We start from the raw sequence: 21549 nt of genomic DNA, 5'->3' as shown, positions 1-21549 counted from the left end.
GCACCAGTTCTATCAGTCTGGAATACATTCCTGTGCTTGATGGCGGCTGTGCGCAGGGCGCCCTCGGGCGCGCCGATTTCGTGGCTCATCGGTCTGCTAACCTGCGTCCAGCTGCCACCCTTATCGTTTAGCAGCGAGAGGTTGCGGCCCTTACTCCACAAGGAGACTGAGCCCGTGAAAAAGATAACGCCCGATCCACCCCTTGCCGATCCGACTTTCGCCGACCCGCTCGTCGAAGCGCAAAAGCTCAAGGAAGCCGCCGACCGCGCCATCGATTACTACCTCAACCCCCGCCTCATCAAAGACCCCGCCGCACCGCGCAAACCCAGCACCCTGTTCATCGTCGACCCGGCCGCGGACAACGAAACCCTGCTGGTGCATGCCTGCGAATCACTGGCCTCGGCGAGCATCATGGCCAGCGACCTCGCCGGATTTATCGATGGACCACAGCGCAACTCCCTGTTGGGGATACAACAGGTGATCATGCTGGGCGAACTGGCGGTCAACCGCGTACTGGACAGGCTTGTGCCGGAGTGACAAGAGCTAGAGGTTGATTGCGCAGGTGGTGAGTCAGGCAGAGCGTTGTTGGCTGACTGGCCGCCATCGCTGGCAAGCCAGCTCCCACAGGATTCATGTACATCAGGCAGGAATGGGTTGGCTGCCAGGGCGCTATCGCGAGCAGGCTCACTCCTACAGTTTTGATCGCGGGTGTTCAGTGAGAAACAGGTCGGCTGGCAGGGCGCCTTCGCGAGCAGGCTCGCTCCTACAGTTTGAATCGAGTACATCAGCGAGAAACAGGTCGGCAGGCAGACCGCCTTCGCTGGCAAGCCAGCTCCCACAGGATTGATGTACATCAGGCAGGAATGGGTTGGCTGGCAGGGCGCTATCGCGAGCAGGCTCACTCCTACAGTTTTGATCGTGGGTGTTCAGTGAGAAACAGGTCGGCTGGCAGGGCGCTTTCGCGAGCAGGCTCGCTCCCACAGGATTGATGTACATCAGGAAGAAATTGGTCGGCTGGCAGGCCGCCTTCGCGAGCAGGCTCGCTCCCACAGTTTGAATCGAGTACATCAGTGAGAAACAGGTCGGCAGGCAGACCGCCTTCGCTGGCAAGCCAGCTCCCACAGGATTGATGTAAATCAGGAAGAAATGGGTCGGCTGCCAGGCCGCCTTCGCGAGCAGGCTCGCTCCCACAAAAGCAAAAGCAAAAGCAAAGCAGCGCAGCTGCCCGCGGCGAAGCCGCACCACTCAACAATGAGCGCAAGCTCGAGTGCTCTTGATCTTGATCCACCGGCGACGTCGGAAGGCTGAGTGGAGGGATTGATCCGGGCGTGGGAGCGCAGCGACCGTTCGACGAAGTCGAACACAGCGAGTGTAGGTGCAGCGAAGCAAACCGGAGCCGCTGCGCCCGGATCAGTCCCGGAGCGAAGGAACCCGAGCCTGCGAGGGCCGAACGCAGGAGCTAGCGTTTTTTGCTTACTTTTTTAGGCGCTTGTAAAAAAGTAAGTCGCCGTCAGGCGAAACCGCCAGCCGCAGCACCCGAAGCAACGGATACTCACCCAAACCCCCACCAACACGGTCGGCCCAAAGGCCGCCGAGTTCACCCACCCTGAACCTTAGGCTTGGGAAAAAGATTATCGAGAGTCTCCAACAACCTCACGTGATAAATCGGCTTGCGAAACAGATCCAGCACCTGCAACCGCAACATATCGCTGACATCCTCCATATCCGCATGCCCCGACATCACAATCACCGGCAAATGCGCCCGCGACGTATGCTCACGCAACCGCCTGATCAGCGACATGCCCGACTCCTCCGGCATACGCAGATCAGTAATCACCAAAGCAATATCCGGATGCCGGGTCAGATGATGCAGCGCGAGCTTCACCGACGTCGCGGTATGACAGACAAACCCCTCCCCCTCCAGCAACTCCGCCAACTCCAGCAACGCGTCTTCTTCATCATCAACCAGAAGCAGTTGTTGGCGGGGCGACGAAGACGCGTTCATAGGCAATACCTGAATACTGAAAGGTAAATCCAGTGTAGTGCGATATCAGCCAGGTGCAGTGTTCACAAGATCAGGGCGTTGGCCGAGTCACAGCCGTACCATCGAGCGAGGTCAGAATATTGTTGAAGATCGCCAATACCCTGTCTCCAAGCGGAGTGACGAACGCCACAACCACCACAGCCACCATCGCCACCACAATCGCATACTCGATCGCCGAAGCACCCTCTTCACTGCGGGCAAACGCGCGAGCCTTGGCGATCACATAATCAAAAGTCATACGAAACATAGGTCCACTCCTTCGCGCCTCTGGCGCCGACATCACCACCGCGGCAAGGTTCCACCGTGCCACCTGAGCATTGTCAACAAACCCCCGCCCAACAACTGTAAGAACGCATTAATCACAAAGCATTAATCCCAACGTGTCTCGGCCATTTCCGGCTGTTAACCGGCCAGACTCACACTTTGGTTCGGTTATTTTGCCTGTCACTAATGGCGCTTTTGCTTGGATCAGCTAGCTTGGAAATAGCGAAATAGTTGCATGTTCATAGCTGCCGAATCAGTACGCCTTTCACAAGCAAATGCAGTCGGTTGTGCAGCAGGAAAGGGAGAGCCGTCATGAACAGTCGCGTCACCATGGGCCTTGCCGCGTTGCTGTTGCTCGGCGCGGTTGTTGTCGGTTACTGGGGGCTGGTGCTCAGTCGTCAGCCGGCCCCGGTCGCCGAGGCGCCCGTCGCCCCAGCGGTCAGCATTGAACAGACTGTCGCGATTGCCGAAGACCAGACCCGCCAACCGGTGGTGGTGCTGCTCCACGATGTACCGCCGTTCACGCCGTTGACCGCCGCCGATGTAACCGTGGAAAAACTGCGCAGCGCACCGGCCGGCAGCCTGACCAGCATCGAACAAGCAGTCGGCCGCACGCCTTGGCGCCACCTCAGCGCTGGCACCTGGCTCAATGAAGAAAGCTTCCAGGCCGGCGGCGCGCTGGCGCGGATGATTCGCCGCGACGAGCGCGCGCTCACCGTGGCCGTCGATGAAGTGATCGGTGGTGCCGGGCAATTGCTGCCAGGCGATTACGTTGATGTGCTGCTGTATCTGCGCGAGGACGCGAGCAATCTGCAGCAGTCGGCGCAGATCGCCGTTCCGGCCTTGCGCGTGCTCGGGGTCGGCGATCAGTACGGCCTGACCAACGACGGCCAACCGGCATCGCCGAGCCTCAGCGCCGAAGAAAAACTCAAACAGGACCAGCGCCGCATCGCCGCACGCACCGTGGTGCTGGCGGTGCCGGAACAACTGCTCAGCCGCCTGATGCTCGCCACTCAAGTCGGCACCTTGCGCCTCGCGGTGCGCAGCAGCGAAGAACAGCGGCTGGCCAAATATTGGGCCGGCGAAGCGCAATCGCCCGCGCATCTGGATCGCGCCAACAGCCAGCTCTTCCAGTTCACTCAACTCGCCCTGGGCAGCGCGCAAAAAGCACCTGCCACCGCCAGTGCCGGCGCGGCGCCCAGGCCTGCGGTGGAAATCATTCGCGGCAACCAGATCAGCCAACAAACCCCATGACTGCGCAAGGATTCACGTGCATGCAGAGTCGACTCAGACCGACATTGAAACCCGCGCTCCGGGCCTTGCTGTTGTTGGGATTGACGATGGACAGCGCCCTCGCGGCGGTGGGCAATTGCTCGGCACTGCCGCGCCTGCCCTCGGTGATCGAGATCGGTGAAGGCTTCCAGCAGGACATGCAGTCACCGGTGGCAATCACTCGGCTGGCAGTGGGCGATCCGAAAATTGCCGACGTGCATGCCAATGGCGGTTCGTCCTTTCTGCTCACGGGCGTCGGCCCCGGCGCGACCAGCCTGATGGTCTGGACGGCCTGCTCGGCGCAGCCGCAGCAAGCCATGGTCTTCGTCCAGGGTGCGGCGACCACGGCGCTGACCAGCAGCGTGCCGTCGGACGATCCGACCCTGCCGTCGCAGGTGCAGACCGACATCCGCTTCGTCGAAGTCAGCCGCACCAAACTCAAGGAAGCCACGGCGTCGCTGATCGGCACGCGCGGCAATTTCCTGTTCGGTTCGCCCGGCACGCTGCCACCGATCGACGGCGTGCCGCAGCCGCGCCTGCCGGTGGATAACTCGCTGTTCAATTTCTCCTGGGTCGGCGGCAAGACCATGGCGATCATCAACGCCCTGGAAACCAGCGGCTTCGCCTACACCCTGGCGCGGCCGAGTCTGGTGGCGTTGAACGGGCAGAGTGCGAGCTTCCTGGCCGGCGGAGAAATCCCGATTCCAGTGCCCAGTTCCGGCAGCGACAGCGTGTCGATCGAGTACAAGGAATTCGGCATCCGCCTGACCCTGACGCCAACCATCATCGGCCGCGACCGAATCGCCTTGAAAGTCGCCCCGGAGGTCAGCGAACTGGATTTTGCCAACGCGGTGAATATCGCCGGCACCACCGTTCCGGCGCTGACCATCCGCCGCACCGATACCAGCGTGTCGCTGGGTGATGGCGAAAGTTTTGTCATCAGCGGTTTGATCAGCACCACCAACAGCTCGCAAGTGAACAAGTTTCCAGGCCTGGGCGACATTCCCATCCTCGGGGCGTTTTTCAAGGGTTCGCAAATCAAACGCGAAGAGCGCGAACTGCTGATGATCGTCACCCCGCACCTGGTCCAGCCATTGGCGGTGGACGCGCGACTGCCGTCGTTGCCGGGGGAGAAACTGCGCAATTACGACCCGAATTTCTATCGCATGTTCTTCCTCGAGAACGGTAACTTCGACAAGCGCAGCGGGTTGTCGCAATGAGCCAGAATCTCAGTCAGACCTTCCTCGCCATCACCCGCAACAGCACCGATCTGGAATGGCTGCAAAGCGCACTCGCGCCACTGGGCCAGGTGGTCAGCGCCGGTGCCGGCAGCCTCGACGAACTGCTCGCACTGGTCGATGTGACGTTCGCCAATCTGGTCTTCGTCGGTCTCGATCGCGAGCATGTCGTGGCGCAAAGTGCGCTGATCGAAGGTGCGCTGGAAGCCAAGCCGATGCTGGCAATCGTCGCCCTCGGCGACGGCATGGACAATCAGCTCGTACTCAATGCGATGCGCGCCGGTGCACGGGATTTCGTCGCCTATGGCTCACGTTCAAGCGAAGTCGCCGGGCTGGTGCGGCGCTTGGGCAAACGCCTGCCCGCCGTCACTCCCAACACGCAGCTGGGCGGGCTTACCGTGATGTACGGCGTGCAGAGCAGTTCCGACGGTGCCTTGCTCGCCAATCACATGGCCATGGTGGTGCAGAAGAGCGGCCAGCAAACCTTGCTGCTCGACCTTGGCCTGCCCCGTGGCGACAGCCTCGCGCTGTTGGGGCTGGAGAGCTCGTTTCACTTCGGCGACGCCCTGCGCCATCTGCGCCGGCTCGACGCTACGCTGATCGACAGCGCTTTCACCAGCGCCGACCACGGCCTGCGCATTCTTGCCTACGCCAACACTGACGAGCCGCTGGAAACCACCAGTGCCGCCGAGCTGTACATGCTGCTCAGCGCCTTGCGCCAGCACTTCCAGCACATTGTCGTGAACCTCACCGGGCAGGCCGACAGTGAGGCATTGCGTACCTTCGTCAGCCATTGCGACAAACTGCTGTGGTACACCGACCAGAACGTACTCAACTGCCGACGCAACCTCGCCGTGCTCAACCAATGGCGTGAGAAAGGCATGAAACTCGAGCACGGGCGCTTGCTGATCGATCGCTACCTGAGCAACGTCGCGCCGGATGCCGAGACCCTGGGCAAGACCTTCAATCTGGAAGTCATCGCCGTGCTGGCCTTTAGTCCCGATGTGCGCCTGAACGCGAAAAACCAGGGCGTCAGCCTGTTCGAACTGGCGCCCCGGGAGAAACTCACCCAGAGCCTGCGCACCCTCGGCGAGCGCTTGGCGAAACGCTCCGAAGGCCTGAGCAAACCGAAAGTCACCTGGCTCGACCGTCTGCGAGGCCACTCATGAGCGCAGAAAAACTCTTTGGCGCAACGTCTCACGGAGCGATCGGCAACAGCGATCACGAAGGCCTGAAACTGGTCCTGCACCGCTACATCATCGACGCCATCGAGGAGTCGGGGAAAAACCTGCTGGAAGGTTCGCGCCAGCAACTGGCGCAGTTCGTCACCGACAAGGTCGCCGAATACATCGCGCGTTTGCACTTGGCGATCTCGCGCTACGAAATGGAGCGCCTCGGCGAAGAAATCGTCGACGAACTCACCGGATTCGGCCCACTGGAAGTCCTGCTGCGTGACCCGTCGGTGACGGAAATTCTGGTCAACGGCCCGCACCGGGTGTTCATCGAGCGCGACGGCGTATTGCATCAAAGCGATCTGCGTTTTATCGATGCGCATCACGTCGAGCGGGTCATGCAACGCATCCTTGCGCCGCTCGGGCGCCGCCTCGATGAGTCCTCGCCGATGGTCGATGCGCGCCTGCCGGACGGCAGCCGGGTCAACGCGATCATCCCGCCGATTGCCCTCGACGGCCCGTGCCTGTCGATCCGCAAGTTCCGCAAGGACATGCTCAAGAGCACCGACCTGATGGCGATGCAGACCATCGATCTGGCGATTTTCGAATTCCTGCAGAACGCCGTGGGCAAGCGCTGCAACATCCTGATCAGCGGCGGCACCGGCACCGGCAAGACCACGCTGCTGAACATCCTCAGCCAGTTGATCAACCCGCACGAACGGCTGGTGACCATCGAAGACGTCGCCGAACTGCAACTCGGCCATCCGCATGTGGTGCGTCTGGAAACCCGTCCGCCCAACGCTGAGGGGCATGGCGAGGTCAAGGCCAGCGACCTGATTCGCAACGCCCTGCGCATGCGTCCTGACCGGATCATCCTCGGCGAGATCCGAGGCGTCGAAGTGGTCGACGTGCTCACCGCGATGAACACCGGTCACGACGGTTCGATGAGCACCGTGCACGCCAACAACGCCCAGGACGCGTTGCTGCGCCTGGAGACTCTGGTCGGCCTGACCGGACGCTCGATTGCCGAACGCACCTTGCGTCAGATGATCTGCGCCGCCCTCGACGTGATCATTCAACTGACACGCATGCCCGATGGCCGGCGCTGCGTCAGTGAAGTGGTGGAAGTGGTCGGCATTCGCGAGGACGTCTACGTCACCAATACCCTGTTCCGCCTCGACCGCCGCACGGGGTTCGGCTTTGTGCGCGAAGCGGTCAACCCGGCCGGCGACAAGCTGCGCCACGACGCTCACCTGGGCTGACGGCGAGGAGCACGCAGATGCTGGGACCGATCATTCTCATCGCCATTTGCCTGATGCTGCTGGGGCTGTCGATCTATCTGTTCCTGCAAGGGCTGCGCAAGACCGCGACGGAAAAAGTCCTCAATCGACTCGCCGCCGGACAACCGCAGCTGGCCGTCGAGCAGGCCAGGTGGGTGGGACTGGAACGGATGTTTTTACGTGCTGGACTGGGTCGGCCGAGCGAGCGTTTCGGTCTGTGGCTGAGCCTGTGGGCAGCGGCAATGGGCCTGGGATTTCTGCTCGCCAGCTGGGTCGGTCTGCTGATCATGTTGCTCGTCCCGCCCGTGGCGTTGCGGTTGTACATCGCCATTCGCTACCGGCAACGGATCCGTCGCATGATCGAACAACTGCCGCAACTGCTCGACCACACCGTGCGCAGCCTCAAATCCGGCCGCACCCTCAGCGATGCAGTCCTGGGCGCCATCGAAGCCAGTGAAGACCCTTTGAAAGCGGCCATGGGCCGGGTACAGCGCAACGTGCAACTGGGGGTGAACTTGCCTGACGCCGTCAGCGATTTTGCCGAACTCTACGAGCAGGACGAACTGCGTATGTTCGCCCTCGGCCTGAAGGTCAACCACCGCTACGGCGGCAACGCCAGTGAGCTGCTGGAGAACCTGATCAAACTGATCCGCGAGCGCGACCAGGGCGCGCGGCAGTTGCGCGCGCTGACCGGGGAAACGCGCATGACCGCTTGGGTTTTGGGTTTGCTACCGTTGATTCTGGTGAGCTACTTCATGCTGACCAACCCCGGCTACATGCTCGGCATGTGGCACGACGAAAGCGGCCAGACCATGCTGCTCAGCGCCGCCGCGTTGCAGGTGCTGGGCAGTCTGGCGCTGTGGCGCATGTTGCGGAGCGTTTGAAATGGTCTGGCTCGCCGCGCTGTTATTGTTCCTCGGTTCGCTGCTATTGCTGGGCAATCACCTGCTCACCGAGCGCCGCCGCGTGCGTCAGGTGCATCAGCGCTTGCATGGCCAATTGGTCCGGGAAAACCGTTTCGGCCATTGGCTGCGCGCACTGGGCAACAGCCGTTTCGGCCGGGGCTCGGTGAGCATCGACAGCGAAACCCAGACCCTGCTCGGCCGCCTCGGCTGGCGCCGCGCCAACGAACGCGCGCTCTTCGCCGCCTGCCAGATCGGCACGCCGCTGCTCGCTCTGGGGCTGGCGATCTTTTTGCAGGAAGTGTTTTTCCCGCAGACCAGCCACCGCTGGATGGCGCCGATGTTCGCTGCGGGCGGCGGCTATTTACTGCCCAAACGCCTGCTCGCCTACGCCGCCGCCCGCCGACAGAAAACCATCGCCGTGGAAATCTCCACGTTCATTCCGCTGCTGCGCATCCTCTTTGAATCCGGCATGGCCGTGGAACAAGCGCTGCGTGTGCTCAGCGTCGAAGCGCAGAAACTGCTGCCGGAGCTGACCAGCGAACTGCGCCTGATCCTCAGCCGCGTCGACTCGGGTCTGGAGCTGGGTCAGGAGCTGAACAAGACCGCGGTGATGCTCGCGGTGGACGAATTCACCGACACCTGCGTGATCCTCCAGCAACTGATCCACCAGGGCGGCGGTGCGATGAAATCACTGCTGGCGCTCAAGCAATTACTGGACGACCGACGCCTGACCCGGCTGCAGGAATACATCTCGAAAATGTCGGCGAAGATGTCGGTGGTGATGATGCTGTTTCTGTTTCCCGCCCTGCTGATCGTACTGGCCGGCCCGGGCTTCACCGCCATTGCCCGCGCGTTCGCAAACTGACCTTGGCTCATGGAGAGCGTTTGATGAAAGTACTGATAGTCATGGCAAGTCTGTTGCTGCTCAGCGGCTGCGCCACGGATGGCCAGGCGCCGTGGACCTCGCTGCTGTCGCCGTCCAGTTGCAGCAAACTGACCTCGGAGCAGGAATTGTCGCTGAACCTCGCCGATGATCTGGCCAGCGACGGCAAGCTCCACGCCAGCCTCGCCAACCTGCAAAGCCTGCCGGACAACCTCAGCGAAGTGCGCCTGCGCAAAGCCAAGGTTTATCGCCTGCTCGCCCGCAGCGAAGCCGAGCCGCTCTACCGCAGCCTGCTCGGCGGCTGCCTCACCGCCCAGGCCGAACACGGCCTCGGCCAGGTCTACGCCGCCCGCGGCGACAACGGCCAGGCCCAGGCCCACCTGCAACGCGCCGCACGCCTGGCACCCACTGACGAGAAAATCCGCAATGACCTCGGCGTGGTCTACCTCAACCAACTGCGCCTCAACGAAGCGAAATTCGAATTCCTCACCGCCATCGAACTGAGCCAGAACAATCAACTGGCGACGCTGAACATGGTCACCCTGCTGCTCTACCAGAACGACTGGCCGCAAGCCGCGGAAATCGTCAGCCGCTCGAAACTGACCCCGGAGCAATTCACCGAAGCGCAGCAACGCGCAGAAAAACTCAAAGCCCCGACCAACACCAAAGCCGCCCCCGGCGACCGCGTCGCCGCCTTCATCGACCCGTTACCTCCGACGCTCGAATAGGAGACAGCCATGAACCTGCGCAAAGGCCTGTGCTACCTGACACTGCTTGCCCTGCCCCTCAGCGCCCAAGCCATCGACGCCGGCCCTGCTTCTGCGCAGCAGCAGGAAACCGAAGGCTGGCTGGTCCTGCAAAGCCGCAACAAAGCCGCCTCCCCCAAACCCCAAAGCGCCACCGCCACCGAACGCGAACTGGCGATGCAGCGCTGGCTGAAGAAATACCAGTACGAGATCCCGGATTTTTATGATCCGGATGCGGGCGGGAAGATCGAGAGCAAGAATTAGTTTGGTGGTGCCCTTGAAGGCCCCTTCGCGAGCAGGCTCGCTCCCACAGTCGACCGCGTGCTTTCGGTGGGAGCGAGCCTGCTCGCGAAGAACGATAACGCGGTTTCAACGCTGCGGATCAACCCGATCCAGCGCCCGATTCACGGCTAGCTCGGCCAACATGACAATCTGCTGAATCGCCAACGCCGTGCTGCGCTGAAACCCGCTCAACTCGCCAGCGAAATTACTCGCCATCGCACTCGCTGACGCCAGCGACTCACAGGCATGCGCCGACAGGCTTTCGGTATCGACATTGGGCACCACCATGAACAGCGTGCTGGGCGGGTGCGGTTTTGCGGGTTCGGGGCAGAGATAGAAATCGAGCGCGCGTTTTATCGCTTCGCGGTTTTTCACAAGATCGTCGGCGCGCATGGCGTCTTCGAGCGGGGTGGTGGGGGATGGGGGTGGGTCTGGGATCAGTTTGTCCATTGAAACGGCTCTCCAAAATCTGCGGTGCGACCCAATGCCATTCTCACGGGGCAAAAGGTGGCAACTGTATGCGGGGTGAGAATACCGGTTATGGACACCCGGCCAGACCGAAGTCTGCCCGCACACAGCCGCCATGACACATTGCAGACAGCGGACAAGCTGGCGGCGATTATGCGTGCACAGATACTGGATGACCATAAGTAGCAGGGTTCTCACACCCGATCGCCGAAGATTCGACGACAGCCAGAGACTAGTGACCCGACGTCCGACGGACAACCTGAAAACCTTGTGGGAAGGTTCTGGCAAATCAGACACAGATTTAAACAATCAAAACCAAAAGCACCCTCACCCTAGCCCTCTCCCAGAGGGAGAGGGGACCGACCGAGTTGTTTGGGCGAAGTACACCGACCTGAAATACCAAGTCGAACACAGATTTTGAAGCAGATCAAAAGCACCCTCACCCTAGCCCTCTCCCAGAGGGAGAGGGGACCGACCGAGTTGTTTGGGCGAAGTACACCGACCTGAAATACCGAGTCGAATGCAGATTTTGAACCAGATCAAAAGCACCCTCACCCTAGCCCTCTCCCAGAGGGAGAGGGGACCGACCGAGTTGTTTGGGCGAAGTACACCGACCTGAAATACCGAGTCGAATACAGATTTTGAAGCAGATCAAAAGCACCCTCACCCTAGCCCTCTCCCAGAGGGAGAGGGGACCGACCGAGTTGTTTGGGCGAAGTACACCGACCTGAAATACCGAGTCGAATGCAGATTTTGAAGCAGATCAAAAGCACCCTCACCCTAGCCCTCTCCCAGAGGGAGAGGGGACCGACCGAGTTGTTTGGGCGAAGTACACCGACCTGAAAAACCGAGTCGAACACAAATTTTGAACAACCCACAAATCGGCTCCCTCTCCCTCGGGAGAGGGCTGGGGTGAGGGGCGAATCCAGCGCAAAACAAAAGCCAGACACCGCATGCTTTTCACCACTCAAAACAATGAGCGCAAGCTCGAGTAGCTTTTGATCTTGATCTGGGAGCCCGTCGGCAGGCTGAGTGGAGGGATTGATCCGGGCGTGGGAGCGCAGCGACCGTACGACGCAGTCGTACACAGCGGAAGGAGGTGCAGCGAAGCAAACCGGAGCCGCTGCGCCAGGATCGATCCCGGAGCGAAGGAACCCCGAGCCCCAGCGAGCGGGCCGAACGTCAGGGCGAAGACCTTTTGGTTACTTTTGGGGCGTTTGCCAAAAGTGACCCGCCGTAAGGGCGGAACCGTAATCAGCGACACCAAAAAAAACGGATATTCACCCCAACCACCCAAAGCATGGTCGGCCCAAAGGCCGCCAAGTCAATGCGCAGTAACCCGCTGCCGCCCAGCAGATCCAACGGGCGAAAGGGCCAAAGCCAACTGCGTCCGATTATGCATATGCGTCAACCGCAACACCTGCGACACATACAGCTTCACCGTGTTCTCGGTAATCCCCAACTCACAGGCAATCTGATAATTGGTCTGCCCCTTGCCCACCAACCGCGCCACGTCCAACTGCCGGGGCGACAACTGACTGAACACCGCCGGCATCTCCACGGACTCAGGCTCACCATCACTCACCACCGGCACGGGCGAGCGCCGCACCTTGTCCAGATCCTGATAAAGGTCATCGATCGACTCGGACAAGAACTGCAACTTCTGATTCAGATGACCCAGATGCAGATTCTTCTGCCGTTCCTGCAAAGCCAGCTCCTGACGCTGCACCCCCTCGAGCAACTCAGCCAGATCAATCGGCTTCTGATAGTAATCGGCAATCCCCGCACGCAACGCCTTGATCACATCCTGCTTGTCAGCGCGCCCGGTGAGCATGATCGCCTCGAACACCCGCTGCTTGCCGGCCAGCCGCTGCAAAGCCTGGATCAACTCGATGCCGTCCATGTCCGGCATGTGCAAATCACTCAGCACCAGACCGATGTCCGGGTCCGCCCGGAACAGCTCGATGGCTTCAAGACTTGAGTCGCACGGCACGCAACGGTAGCCACTGCTCTCGAGAAACTCACAGAGTTCTTCGACGATCAGCGGCTGATCATCGACCACGAGGATTTTTACCGAATTAGGCTTGTTCACGAACCACTCCATTTGCTCGGCCAACGCTGACGATTCCTGCACTTTGGTGGCGTATTCGCCTGAATTGAAAGTAGACCGACTTTCCGACTATGTACATAGGACTAGTGGCACCCCGCGATCAGGTGATCCAGTACAGCGAAAGCACCACCCCTACCCACACGAACGGCGCAAATGGCAGCTTTTTTGACTTGTCCGGGGCCAGATGACGCAGATGCGCTCTAAGCCCTTGACGCATATGAGGCCAGAGTTTTGGCGCGAGCAGCAGCCACAGCACGCTGGCCACGCCCGCGCCGATAAACGCGCCAAGAACGAATATGCCGTTCGTCGCAAGACCCAGGGCTGTCATTAATTTCACATCACCAGCGCCCATGCGGCCGAGGAAATAACCCGGCAACGTCAGCAGCAAGGCGATCAGGCAGGCCCAGCCGCCCTGCCCCGCGTCGGCGCCCAGCCAAGTAGTGCCAGTCGCCAACAACCAGACCAACGCCAGCGCGCCCACGCCTAACGTCAATGCGTTGGAAATGCGCCGCTGTCGGGCATCTTGCGCGGCGCAGATCGCCAGCCAGATCAGAACAAGGGAAATCTGCATCCGCTGAAAGCCGTCCGTTTTGCCTGATTGATTCTATGCTGATACTACGCAGTGACTGTCAGGGTAGACGCACGCATGAAAAACGGCTTTCGCAGGTCGCAAAAAGGTGCGGTGGCGATCGAATTCGCCTTGGTGTTCATCATCTTTTTCGCAGTGTTTTACGGGCTGGTCAGCTACGGCCTGCCCTTCGTGATGATGCAATCGTTCAACCAGGCCACCGCTGAGGCGGTGCGCCGCAGCGTTGCGGTGGACCCGACCACGCCGAACTATTCGACGGTAGTGGTCAACACCGCCAATGCTGCGCTGACCCAACAACTGCAATGGCTGCCCTCGGCCTTGAATCTGGTGGTCGGGACCGACACCAGTGCGGCTTACGACGCGGGGACCGGCACCCTGACCGTCAGCGTCAATTACCCGGTGAGCAAGCTCAATCAGATCATGCCGTTTCTGGTGCTGCCCGGGATCGGCACGGTGCCTAATCTGCCCACGCACCTCATCGCCCGCTCGAGCCTGCAATTTTGACCGCCGGCGATAAGCTTTTCGGGCGCTTGCTCAAGCGCGCCCCCGCCGCAGCCCACGAATTGCCGGACCACCTCGGCGCGCCGCCGATCGGCCTGCATTTTTATCTGGATGGCAACGGCGATGTGTTGCAGATCGCCGGCCCGCTGCGGCATTTGCTCGCCCAGCACAAACCTCAGGGTCAGCCGCTGCCGCTTCGCGCCTATCTGCTGCCGCATAGCCTGCTGAGCGTCGAAGGCCAGCCGCGGGACTGGCACGGGCAATTGCTCGATCTGGATTTCACCGGCCTGAATGATCAGCCGCTGCACCTTCGCGGCTGGGTGCAGCCACTAAACGATGGCTGGCAACTGCAGCTGCTCGACATCGCCGACCTGTTGCTCGAACGTCAGCAAGCGCGCGACCGCGACGCCTGCCAGGCCCTCGCCGCGCAAGTCAGCGATCGCCTGCGCACCTGCAGCCTGACGCGTTTGCCGATGGTGCTCGGCGAACAATTGCAGGCCATCGCCCAGCGCTGGCACATCCCCTGCCTCGCCGTGGCGCTGCTCGATGAACAGGCCCAGGGCTGGCAGATTCATCAACAGTTTCGTGCCCACGACGCCCCGCAACTGTGGGAGGACGGCCAGCCATTGGGCACGCCGCTGGACAGCCTCAACGGCAGCGCGCCGCAACGCCTCGCCGGCCCGCAGGGCCGCTATGAACATTCGCGATTGCAGGCCACGTTCGGCAACGCCAACGGGTTCGCTGTGCCCTACAGCAATGATCAAGGCGTGGTCGCATGGCTGCTTTGCGGGTTTTACACGGTCGACAACGTGGCGCCATGGCTGACCGATCGCGACTGGCTGACCTTGGCCGGTGCGCTGGCCGGACCGCTGCTCAGCCGCTTGCGCGAGCAGCGCCATGTGCAATCGATGGAGCGTCTTGATTCCCTGCAAAACCTGCTCGGCACTGGCTGGTGGGAAATCACTGCCGAAGAGCAGATTGCGCTGGCGCCGACGCTGGCCTCGGCACTGAATCTCAGCGATCGCCTGCTGCCGGTAGAAGACTGGCTGTCGCTGTTTCATCCCGCCGATCGCGACGAATTGCGCAGCCGTTTGCGCGCCCTGCAACTGCAAGGAGAAGCGCTGACCCTGAGCGTGCGTCTGCACCGCGCGGAGGTCGGCGCAGCAGCGACGTGGTATCGGATTCAGGGTCAGGTCAGCGGCACCGGTGAGCATCGGCGTCTGGTCGGATTCATGCTCGACATCAGCGACATCCAGAATCAACAACAGCGCGCCGCTGCCGCCCATGCGCGGCTGGACAATCTGATCGCCAGTTCGCCGGCGGTGATCTACGTGCAGCGCTACGCAGAAGGCGCGCTGATCCCGGCGTTTTTCAGCGCCAGCCTGCAACCCTTGCTGGGCTGGACGCTGGAAGATTGCGACACGACAGCGCTGGTCGAGCGCGTGCACCCCGACGACCGCGAACTGTATTTCCAGCGCAACCGCCAGTTGCTGCGCGAAGGCTCGGTGCGTGCGCGTTATCGCCTGCGCGACAGCCGTGGCGAGTACCACTGGCTGCTCGATGAGGCGAAACTGCTGCGCAATGATCTCGGGCTGCCGGTCGAGGCGGTGGGCCTGTGGCTGGATGTCACCGACGCGACGCTTGCCGCCGAGCAGGTGCGGCAGAGCGAGGAGCGCTACCGGATTCTGGTAGAGGATTCGCCGGCGATGATCTGCCGTTATCGCCCGGACCTGACGCTGATCTTTGGAAACCGACCCTTGGCGACTTATCTGGAATGCACCCCGGAACAACTGCCCGGCGTTGATCTGGGTGGCTGGATGTCCGAAGAACAGCGCGGCGCGTTTGTGCAGCGCCTGAGCCAACTGACCCCGGAACAGCCAGTGAGCACCGCCGAAATCAGCCTGCAATTGCCCGGACGCGAACACGCCTGGTGGGTCTGGTCGGATCGCGGCGTGTTCGATGAGCATGGGCAGTTGATCGAAGTGCAAGCGGTGGGCCGCGACAACACCGAGGTGCGCCGCTCACAACAGCAACTCACGCAAAGCGCGAAAATGGCTACCCTCGGCGAAATGGCCACCGGCCTCGCCCACGAAATCAACCAGCCGCTCAACGTGATGCGCATGGCCATCGTCAACGTGCTCAAGCGCCTCGGCAACGGTGATGTGCAGGTCGATTATCTGACCGACAAACTCAACCGTATCGACGCTCAGGTTCAACGCGCAGCGAAGGTGGTCGACCACATGCGTGTGTTCGGTCGCCGCTCGGAAATCGAACAACAATTGTTCAACCCGGCCCAAGCCATCGAAGGCACCCTGTCACTGCTGGCCGAGGGCATGCGAGGCAAAGGTGTCGATCTGCGCATCAGCGAAACTGCCTTCGAGGCGCAGGTGCGCGGCTACGTCGATCAACTGGAGCAGGTGCTGATCAACCTGATGGTCAACGCCCGTGACGCCCTGCTCGGCAAGCGCGAGCACGACCCGGCATTCAAACCGTGGATTTCAATCTACGCCGAACGTGACGAGGAAAGCGTGCGCTTGTGGGTCGAGGACAATGGCGGCGGCATCGATCCGCGTTTGCTGGAGCGGATCTTCGAGCCGTTCTTCACCACCAAGCCGATTGGCGTCGGCACCGGCCTGGGCCTGTCGGTGAGCTACGGCATCATCGCCAACATGGGCGGCCAGTTGAGCGTGCGCAACTCCACGGAGGGCGCACGGTTCTGCATCGAATTGCCGATCGCCAGCGACGATCAGATCACCAGCGACGATCAGATCACCAGATAGGCCTTGCCGGTCTGCCCGCAGGTCATGTTGGCGCCCACCTCGGTGTTCATCAGATTGATTCCCAGACCCTTGAGCAGATTGTTCAACAGCGGATCAAGCAATGGGCTGATCAACCCGGTGACCACCGGCAACAAGCGGTTGCTGACATCGCTGATCAATGAAGCCACACCCGTGACGATGGCGCCCAGCGGATTGCTGCCCACGGGTTTGTAGACGATCAGGTTGATGCCGGACAGCGTGTTTGCCAGGCTGCCGACGATGTTGCTGGTCGGCGCGGCCGGCAGCAGGCTGGGCGGCAGTTTCAGATTGGCCGGGGTGGCGAAGGGAGTGGTGCTGGAAAACAGCAGATTCTGCGTGGTCTGCGCGACGCTGGTGTCGAGTTTGAGGGCGATGCCGCCCGCGCCGTACTGGACCCGGGAGGCGGCATCGCAACTGCCGATGCCGAGAATCTTGTGGCAGGTAATGATGCCGAGATCGACCAGCGGCAGCGGCGCCACCGTTGGTTCGGCGACTGAAGAGAACGCCGCGACAGGATCGATCTTGCCGAGTTTGAGATCTGCCAGAGAGGTTGTGGTGGCGGCAGTCAGGCTTTTGCTGTCGGTATCGCCGGTCGGGCAGCGGTAATCGGTGACATAGCTTTTCGCCCCGCCGGCATCCAGCGCGATGTCGATTTGCGGTGAGGGCAGCAGCTTCGGATCGAGCTGTTGGCAGCCGGCACCCAACAGGCAGAACACTGAATTGAGCGTGTCCACCAGATTCAGGCTCAACAGTGCATTGAGCGTCGGCGTCAGCGTACCGACCAGGCCCAGCACCGCATTGGTCAGCCCCGTCACCCCCGAGAGCACCGGCAGATTCACCGACAACAACGTGCGCACCTGCGCCGTGCGCACATAAATCCGGTCCGGCCCCAACGGATCGGCCTTGGCCCGCGCAGGGTCGCCAATCGCCGAGAACTGCGGCGGCTCGATCACCTTCACCCGCACCGTGACACCGGCCAGCCCCAGCACGTTGACCGGCAAGGTCGCCGCCACCGCGCTCTTGCTGTTGGCCAGTTGCACCACGCCTTGCACCAGTTGCAGCAATTGCAGATTGGCATCCAGCCCCGCCGCCGTAGTGCCGGTCTGCAGTTGCAGGATCTCGCCGAGTCTGACCGGCGCCGCGTTGATCGCGGCGACCTGCAACTGGCCCAGCGCGGTGACCACGTGCGCGGTCGCGCCGTTGAGCTGCACCACCGTCGCCGCTGCCTGAATCAGTTGCGTCACCGTCGCTTGGGTGTTGAGCAATTGCGTGTAGTTGCCGGCGCCGACGTTGAGGTCGATGGCCAGTTGATCGAGGTATTTGAGCAGGTTGATATCGGTGTGCAGCAAACCGTCCCAGCCCACCGCCGTGAGGTTGACGTTGCCGCCGAGCAGCCCGGAAAACAACGGATTGAGGATGTTCGACTGCGCCGTGTCGATGCTTGCGAGGGTGCTGCGAATATTCAGTTGGGCGACGGTCGGCTGCGGTTTCGCGGCAACTGCCGAAGCATTGAGCGTGGTATTGAGGCTGACCGGCGTGGCGCTGAACAACGCCTGCACACCGCCAGCAAAACTGCTGGTGACCGTACGACTGGCAGCGACTTTGACTGCGCTTGATTGCGTGGCATCGACAGTGAAACTGCGCAAACCGCTGGCAGCGGTGGCCAGCGTGCCGCAAGTGGTGACGAGCGTATTGGCGGCATCCACCACGTAACCATTGCGCAGCGCACTTTGCCCGGCATAACTGGCGGCGCTCAGCCCGGGCAGGCAATTGCCGCCGCGACTGACCGCTTCGAGGGCGGCGGTATCGACCACCCGCTGCAATTTGCGCTGTTCCATGTACAAGCGACCGCTGTCGACCACCAGCAACATCATCACCAGCGCCAGACTCAGGGTGGCGGCTGCCATCAAGCCGATCGCCCCGCGTTGCCGGGCCGGGCCGTTGCCTTGCGATCCTCGCGACATGGCGCACTCCTTTGCCGGCGCAGTGCCGAGCGCTACCTCCGTTAATGAAAAAGAGTGTAGACGCGGTCGGTCGAGAGTGCTGGCGTGGCGCCATTCCTGTCACCACCGCCACGGTGGGAGCGAGCCTGCTCGCGAAAGCGTCGTGCCAGAGGATTCAATGCTGAATGACACACCGCCTTCGCGAGCAGGCTCGCTCCCACAGGGACGGTTCAGAGCGGTTCAACGCGGTGGATAGTTGGCCAGAATCCGTGCGACGGTCTCGCGAATGGCATTGCTGCGGTCAGCCGGATTCGGGCGGTTGCTGAGCATTTGCTCATCGCTGCCGCGCCAGACCAGTTTGCCGTCCTTGCCGTCGAGCAGGTCGATCTGAATGGTCGCGACCTTGTAGGTGATGTTGCGCGTTTCGTTGTACATCGGCGCGCCCCAGTAGCCGTTCCACGGGCCACCCCAACCGCCGCCGTAATTGGTCGTCACTTGCTGCTGCCGGTCCTCGACGATCAGGTAGGTCTGCACGCTCAGATCACCCTTGCCACCGCCAGCGGCCGGGCGCAAACCGCGCTGATCGAGTTGATCGGACACCGCCTGGCGGATGCGCTGTTCGGTCAGGTCACTTTTGATGCGCGGATCATCGGGGCGATATTGCAGGGCCGGGTCTTTCCAGCTCCAGCTGCGATAAGCGGCAAAGTCGCGGCTGGCGTCGAAATCGTGATTGACCTGGTTGGCAGCGCAGGCACTGAGCAGCGCGGCAACAGCCAGTAGAGCGAGACGGCGGAACATGATTTTTCTCCGGGTGAAGACATGAACCTGCTGACACGACGTCAGCTGGGAGGATACGCCGCCATGGCTTTTTCCACAGCCTCGCGGATCGCATCGGCGCGTTCGATCTGATTGCCCTGGGTGCCGGTCTCGGCGCTGGCGCTCCACACTGGCTGACCATTGCCGGCATCGAACAGATCGACCCGCACCACCACGACCTGCTCTTGATAGGTGCGCATGACCGGCACGCTGTTGTACATGCCGTAACCGCGACCATAACGATCATAGCCGCCGTATCCGCCGTAGTAGCCGTAATCATCGCGCACCTGACGCAAACGGGTTTCCAGACGCAGGTCGGCGCTGACCAGCAGGTCGGCCGGGCGGTTGTCGCGCATCGGCCGCAAGCCGCGCTGGTCGAGGGCGTTGCTGACCGCCTCGGCCACCTGCGCCGAGTCAGCCCACGCCGTGCCCGGCGGCAACTGCCCGTCGCGCCAGGCCCAATTGCGGTAGCGCCCGTAATCACGCGGCGGCGCCGGGTAGGCGCTGCGGTCGATGGTGGTGGCGGCTTGCGGCGGTGCCGGCGGCAACGGCCGCGACTGCGCCACGTAGGGGTTGCTGCCTTGGCAAGCGGCCAACCCCAGACTTATCAGCAATAACCCGCATTGAGCTTTCATGTCGCGCTCCGCTCAGATCGGCCGGCAGATCCAGTGCAAGTAACGCCCAAGCCCGGCGAAGCCTGGGTGACGACGGTGCGCGAGTTCCATTTCCAGCAAGTCCGCCAGTTCGGCGCGGGCCTGGAATTCCACCGGCATGTAATCGTGAAATACCCGTACGCCGCTCTGACTTTCGACCTGCCACATACCGGCGAGTTGCGTTGCCAATTCCCGTGGGTCGAGAGGCTGCTGCGGGGTCAGGCTCTGCTTCTCGCCGGCCATGACGTTCTTGCGCATTTTCTTGAAATGGCCCTTGAGCAGATTGCGATAAATCAGCGCATCACGGTTGTAGAACGCCAGCGACAGCCAGCCGCCAGGGTTGGTCAACTGATGCAGCACCGGCAGGATCGCGTGGGGTTCGGCGAGCCATTCCAGCACGGCGTGGCAGATCACCAGATCGTAGGGCTCGGTGAGCTGACCGGGCAGTTCCTGCCACGGCGCCTGTATGAATGTCGCGGTGTGTCCGGCTTCGGCAAAACGCTGGCGCGCACCCTCGAGCATCGGCTCAGCCGGCTCGGTGAAGGTGACGTCATGGCCGCGCTCGGCCAGCCACAGCGACATGTGCCCAAGGCCCCCGCCGATATCCAGCACGCGCAGCGGACGATCCGGCAAAGCCTCGGTCAGATCGGCCTGCAATACCGCGAGGCGAATCGCGCCTTTGGCGCCGCCGTAGATTTTTTCGGCGAAGCGCGTGGCCAACTGGTCGAAATGACGGTCGCTCATCAGCTGAACCGCCGTTCGCTGTCGGCGAGCTTGGCGCGCACCACTTCATTCATGTCCAGACCCAGTTCGCTGCACAGCAGCAACAGATACAGGACGATATCGCCGACTTCCTGCCCGGCGTGGGCGAGCTTGTCCGCCGGCAACTGGCGCGACTGGTCTTCTGTCAGCCACTGGAAGATTTCCACCAGCTCGGCCATTTCCACGCTGGCGGCCATGGCGAGGTTTTTCGGGCTGTGAAATTGCCGCCAGTCATTGCGGTCGCGAATGGCATGCAGGCGTTCGGTCAGTTCAACAAGGTTCATCGGGCTCTCCTGAAGACGCATAGCTTCGGGGGGATGCGGGCTGAAGGCAAGCAGCGCAGATGATCTATTGTGGGAGCGAGCCTGCTCGCGAAAGCGATGGATCATCCAGACCGGATTTGCCTGACACGCCCCCTTCGCGAGCAGGCTCGCTCCCACACATGATCCGGGCAAACCTTCTATCATGCAGGGAACTCGGCCGCCCTCGGCGTGGCCCAAGGCTCAGCTCTTTCATCAGGGATGCACACATGCGTGTAGAAAGCTTTTTCGAATGGCTAGGCCAGGCACTCGGTTCGGTCATCCGCTTTATCGTCGATGGCCTCAGCGGCCTGTTCAATATGCTCAGCAATGCCGGCGGCAACTTTGTCGACGGCCTGGCGCAAACGCTGGGGATGGACACCTCGATCATCAGCATCATCGCCCTGATCGTTGGCCTGATGCTGCTGTGGTCGGCGATCCGGGCGTTGATGAACGCGTCGATCATTGCCGGGATCATCTGGTTGCTGCTGGGGTTGTGGTTGTTGAGCTGGATTATTCACTAG

General features: G+C 61.7%; 23 protein-coding genes. 12 read left to right on the top strand and 11 right to left on the bottom strand.

The window, feature by feature from the left end:
• Positions 1 to 174: 174 nt before the first annotated feature.
• Positions 175 to 537 carry a DUF6124 family protein gene (locus PSH90_RS03195; protein ID WP_016771835.1) on the top strand — a complete coding sequence of 121 codons (363 nt, stop codon included), beginning with the start codon at positions 175 to 177 and terminating at the stop codon, positions 535 to 537.
• A gap of 153 nt (positions 538 to 690) precedes the next feature.
• Here PSH90_RS03195 and PSH90_RS03190 read toward each other — a convergent pair whose 3' ends face one another.
• The 3 genes from PSH90_RS03190 to PSH90_RS03180 all read right to left on the bottom strand — a co-directional run bounded on the left by PSH90_RS03190 (position 691) and on the right by PSH90_RS03180 (position 2291).
• Entirely contained in the window at positions 691 to 1242 is a 552-nt protein-coding gene (locus PSH90_RS03190) for a hypothetical protein (protein WP_305382153.1), read from the bottom strand.
• A gap of 355 nt (positions 1243 to 1597) precedes the next feature.
• Positions 1598 to 2005 (bottom strand): response regulator, encoded by a 408-nt coding sequence (locus PSH90_RS03185; protein ID WP_041480644.1) that lies wholly within the window; start codon positions 2003 to 2005, stop codon positions 1598 to 1600.
• Positions 2006 to 2075: 70 nt separating this feature from the next.
• Positions 2076 to 2291, bottom strand: a complete 216-nt coding sequence (locus PSH90_RS03180) for a Flp family type IVb pilin (RefSeq protein ID WP_370593582.1) — start codon at positions 2289 to 2291, stop codon at positions 2076 to 2078.
• Positions 2292 to 2620: 329 nt separating this feature from the next.
• On the opposite strand from PSH90_RS03180, the gene cpaB reads away from it, so the two are divergent.
• The 8 genes from cpaB to PSH90_RS03140 are packed head-to-tail and all read left to right on the top strand — an operon-like array spanning position 2621 to position 10068.
• Positions 2621 to 3562 carry a Flp pilus assembly protein CpaB gene (gene cpaB, locus PSH90_RS03175; RefSeq protein ID WP_305382152.1) on the top strand — a complete coding sequence of 314 codons (942 nt, stop codon included), beginning with the start codon at positions 2621 to 2623 and terminating at the stop codon, positions 3560 to 3562.
• A 20-nt stretch (positions 3563 to 3582) separates the two neighbouring features.
• Positions 3583 to 4800 (top strand): type II and III secretion system protein family protein, encoded by a 1218-nt coding sequence (locus PSH90_RS03170; protein ID WP_305382151.1) that lies wholly within the window; start codon positions 3583 to 3585, stop codon positions 4798 to 4800.
• Complete coding sequence (locus tag PSH90_RS03165; RefSeq protein ID WP_305382150.1) at positions 4797 to 5987, top strand: pilus assembly protein; 1191 nt, start codon at positions 4797 to 4799, stop codon at positions 5985 to 5987. The genes PSH90_RS03170 and PSH90_RS03165 overlap by 4 nt, the downstream gene beginning before the upstream one ends.
• Complete coding sequence (locus PSH90_RS03160) at positions 5984 to 7252, top strand: CpaF family protein (protein ID WP_041480648.1); 1269 nt, start codon at positions 5984 to 5986, stop codon at positions 7250 to 7252. Before PSH90_RS03165 ends, PSH90_RS03160 begins: the two co-directional genes overlap by 4 nt.
• 17 nt (positions 7253 to 7269) lie before the next feature.
• Positions 7270 to 8154 (top strand): type II secretion system F family protein, encoded by an 885-nt coding sequence (locus tag PSH90_RS03155; RefSeq protein ID WP_305382149.1) that lies wholly within the window; start codon positions 7270 to 7272, stop codon positions 8152 to 8154.
• Position 8155: 1 nt separating this feature from the next.
• Positions 8156 to 9040: a type II secretion system F family protein gene (locus tag PSH90_RS03150; RefSeq protein ID WP_024011441.1), complete on the top strand. Its 885-nt coding sequence runs from the start codon at positions 8156 to 8158 to the stop codon at positions 9038 to 9040.
• Positions 9041 to 9063: 23 nt separating this feature from the next.
• The gene (locus tag PSH90_RS03145; protein ID WP_305382147.1) at positions 9064 to 9786 is read left to right on the top strand and encodes a lipopolysaccharide assembly protein LapB; all 723 of its coding nucleotides are present in this window, start codon (positions 9064 to 9066) and stop codon (positions 9784 to 9786) included.
• Between the two features lie 9 nt (positions 9787 to 9795).
• Positions 9796 to 10068: a DUF3613 domain-containing protein gene (locus tag PSH90_RS03140; protein ID WP_305382146.1), complete on the top strand. Its 273-nt coding sequence runs from the start codon at positions 9796 to 9798 to the stop codon at positions 10066 to 10068.
• Positions 10069 to 10173: 105 nt separating this feature from the next.
• Here the strand turns inward: PSH90_RS03140 and PSH90_RS03135 are convergent, their stop codons facing one another.
• The 3 genes from PSH90_RS03135 to PSH90_RS03125 form a co-directional block, all read right to left on the bottom strand.
• Positions 10174 to 10536: a DUF6124 family protein gene (locus PSH90_RS03135; protein WP_305382144.1), complete on the bottom strand. Its 363-nt coding sequence runs from the start codon at positions 10534 to 10536 to the stop codon at positions 10174 to 10176.
• Positions 10537 to 11878: 1342 nt separating this feature from the next.
• On the bottom strand, positions 11879 to 12658 hold the full coding sequence (locus PSH90_RS03130; RefSeq protein WP_370695132.1) for a response regulator: 780 nt from the start codon (positions 12656 to 12658) through the stop codon (positions 11879 to 11881).
• 106 nt (positions 12659 to 12764) lie between these two features.
• Positions 12765 to 13235: a prepilin peptidase gene (locus tag PSH90_RS03125; protein WP_305382143.1), complete on the bottom strand. Its 471-nt coding sequence runs from the start codon at positions 13233 to 13235 to the stop codon at positions 12765 to 12767.
• Between the two features lie 75 nt (positions 13236 to 13310).
• Here PSH90_RS03125 and PSH90_RS03120 point away from each other — a divergent pair, with 75 nt between their 5' ends.
• The gene (locus tag PSH90_RS03120; RefSeq protein WP_258707552.1) at positions 13311 to 13757 is read left to right on the top strand and encodes a TadE/TadG family type IV pilus assembly protein; all 447 of its coding nucleotides are present in this window, start codon (positions 13311 to 13313) and stop codon (positions 13755 to 13757) included.
• Positions 13754 to 16534: an ATP-binding protein gene (locus tag PSH90_RS03115; RefSeq protein WP_305382142.1), complete on the top strand. Its 2781-nt coding sequence runs from the start codon at positions 13754 to 13756 to the stop codon at positions 16532 to 16534. The genes PSH90_RS03120 and PSH90_RS03115 overlap by 4 nt, the downstream gene beginning before the upstream one ends.
• On the opposite strand, the gene PSH90_RS03110 is transcribed toward PSH90_RS03115, so the two are convergent.
• The 5 genes from PSH90_RS03110 to PSH90_RS03090 form a co-directional block, all read right to left on the bottom strand.
• Positions 16519 to 18516: a pilus assembly protein TadG-related protein gene (locus PSH90_RS03110; RefSeq protein WP_305382141.1), complete on the bottom strand. Its 1998-nt coding sequence runs from the start codon at positions 18514 to 18516 to the stop codon at positions 16519 to 16521. The genes PSH90_RS03115 and PSH90_RS03110 overlap by 16 nt on opposite strands.
• Positions 18517 to 18735: 219 nt before the next feature.
• Positions 18736 to 19293 (bottom strand): DUF4136 domain-containing protein, encoded by a 558-nt coding sequence (locus PSH90_RS03105; RefSeq protein ID WP_041480657.1) that lies wholly within the window; start codon positions 19291 to 19293, stop codon positions 18736 to 18738.
• Positions 19294 to 19334: 41 nt separating this feature from the next.
• Positions 19335 to 19946: a DUF4136 domain-containing protein gene (locus PSH90_RS03100; RefSeq protein WP_305382140.1), complete on the bottom strand. Its 612-nt coding sequence runs from the start codon at positions 19944 to 19946 to the stop codon at positions 19335 to 19337.
• A gap of 12 nt (positions 19947 to 19958) precedes the next feature.
• Entirely contained in the window at positions 19959 to 20708 is a 750-nt protein-coding gene (locus PSH90_RS03095; protein WP_095180904.1) for a methyltransferase, read from the bottom strand.
• Positions 20708 to 21010 (bottom strand): MazG-like family protein, encoded by a 303-nt coding sequence (locus PSH90_RS03090; protein ID WP_016771852.1) that lies wholly within the window; start codon positions 21008 to 21010, stop codon positions 20708 to 20710. Before PSH90_RS03090 ends, PSH90_RS03095 begins: the two co-directional genes overlap by 1 nt.
• Before the next feature lie 245 nt (positions 21011 to 21255).
• Here PSH90_RS03090 and PSH90_RS03085 point away from each other — a divergent pair, with 245 nt between their 5' ends.
• Entirely contained in the window at positions 21256 to 21549 is a 294-nt protein-coding gene (locus PSH90_RS03085) for a hypothetical protein (protein ID WP_305382139.1), read from the top strand.

Origin of the sequence: Pseudomonas sp. FP1762 (genome assembly GCF_030687105.1) — a bacterium.
GTDB lineage: Bacteria > Pseudomonadota > Gammaproteobacteria > Pseudomonadales > Pseudomonadaceae > Aquipseudomonas > Aquipseudomonas siliginis.
Note: the sequence above shows the minus strand (reverse complement) of the source record. Positions and strands in the feature narration are given on the sequence as shown.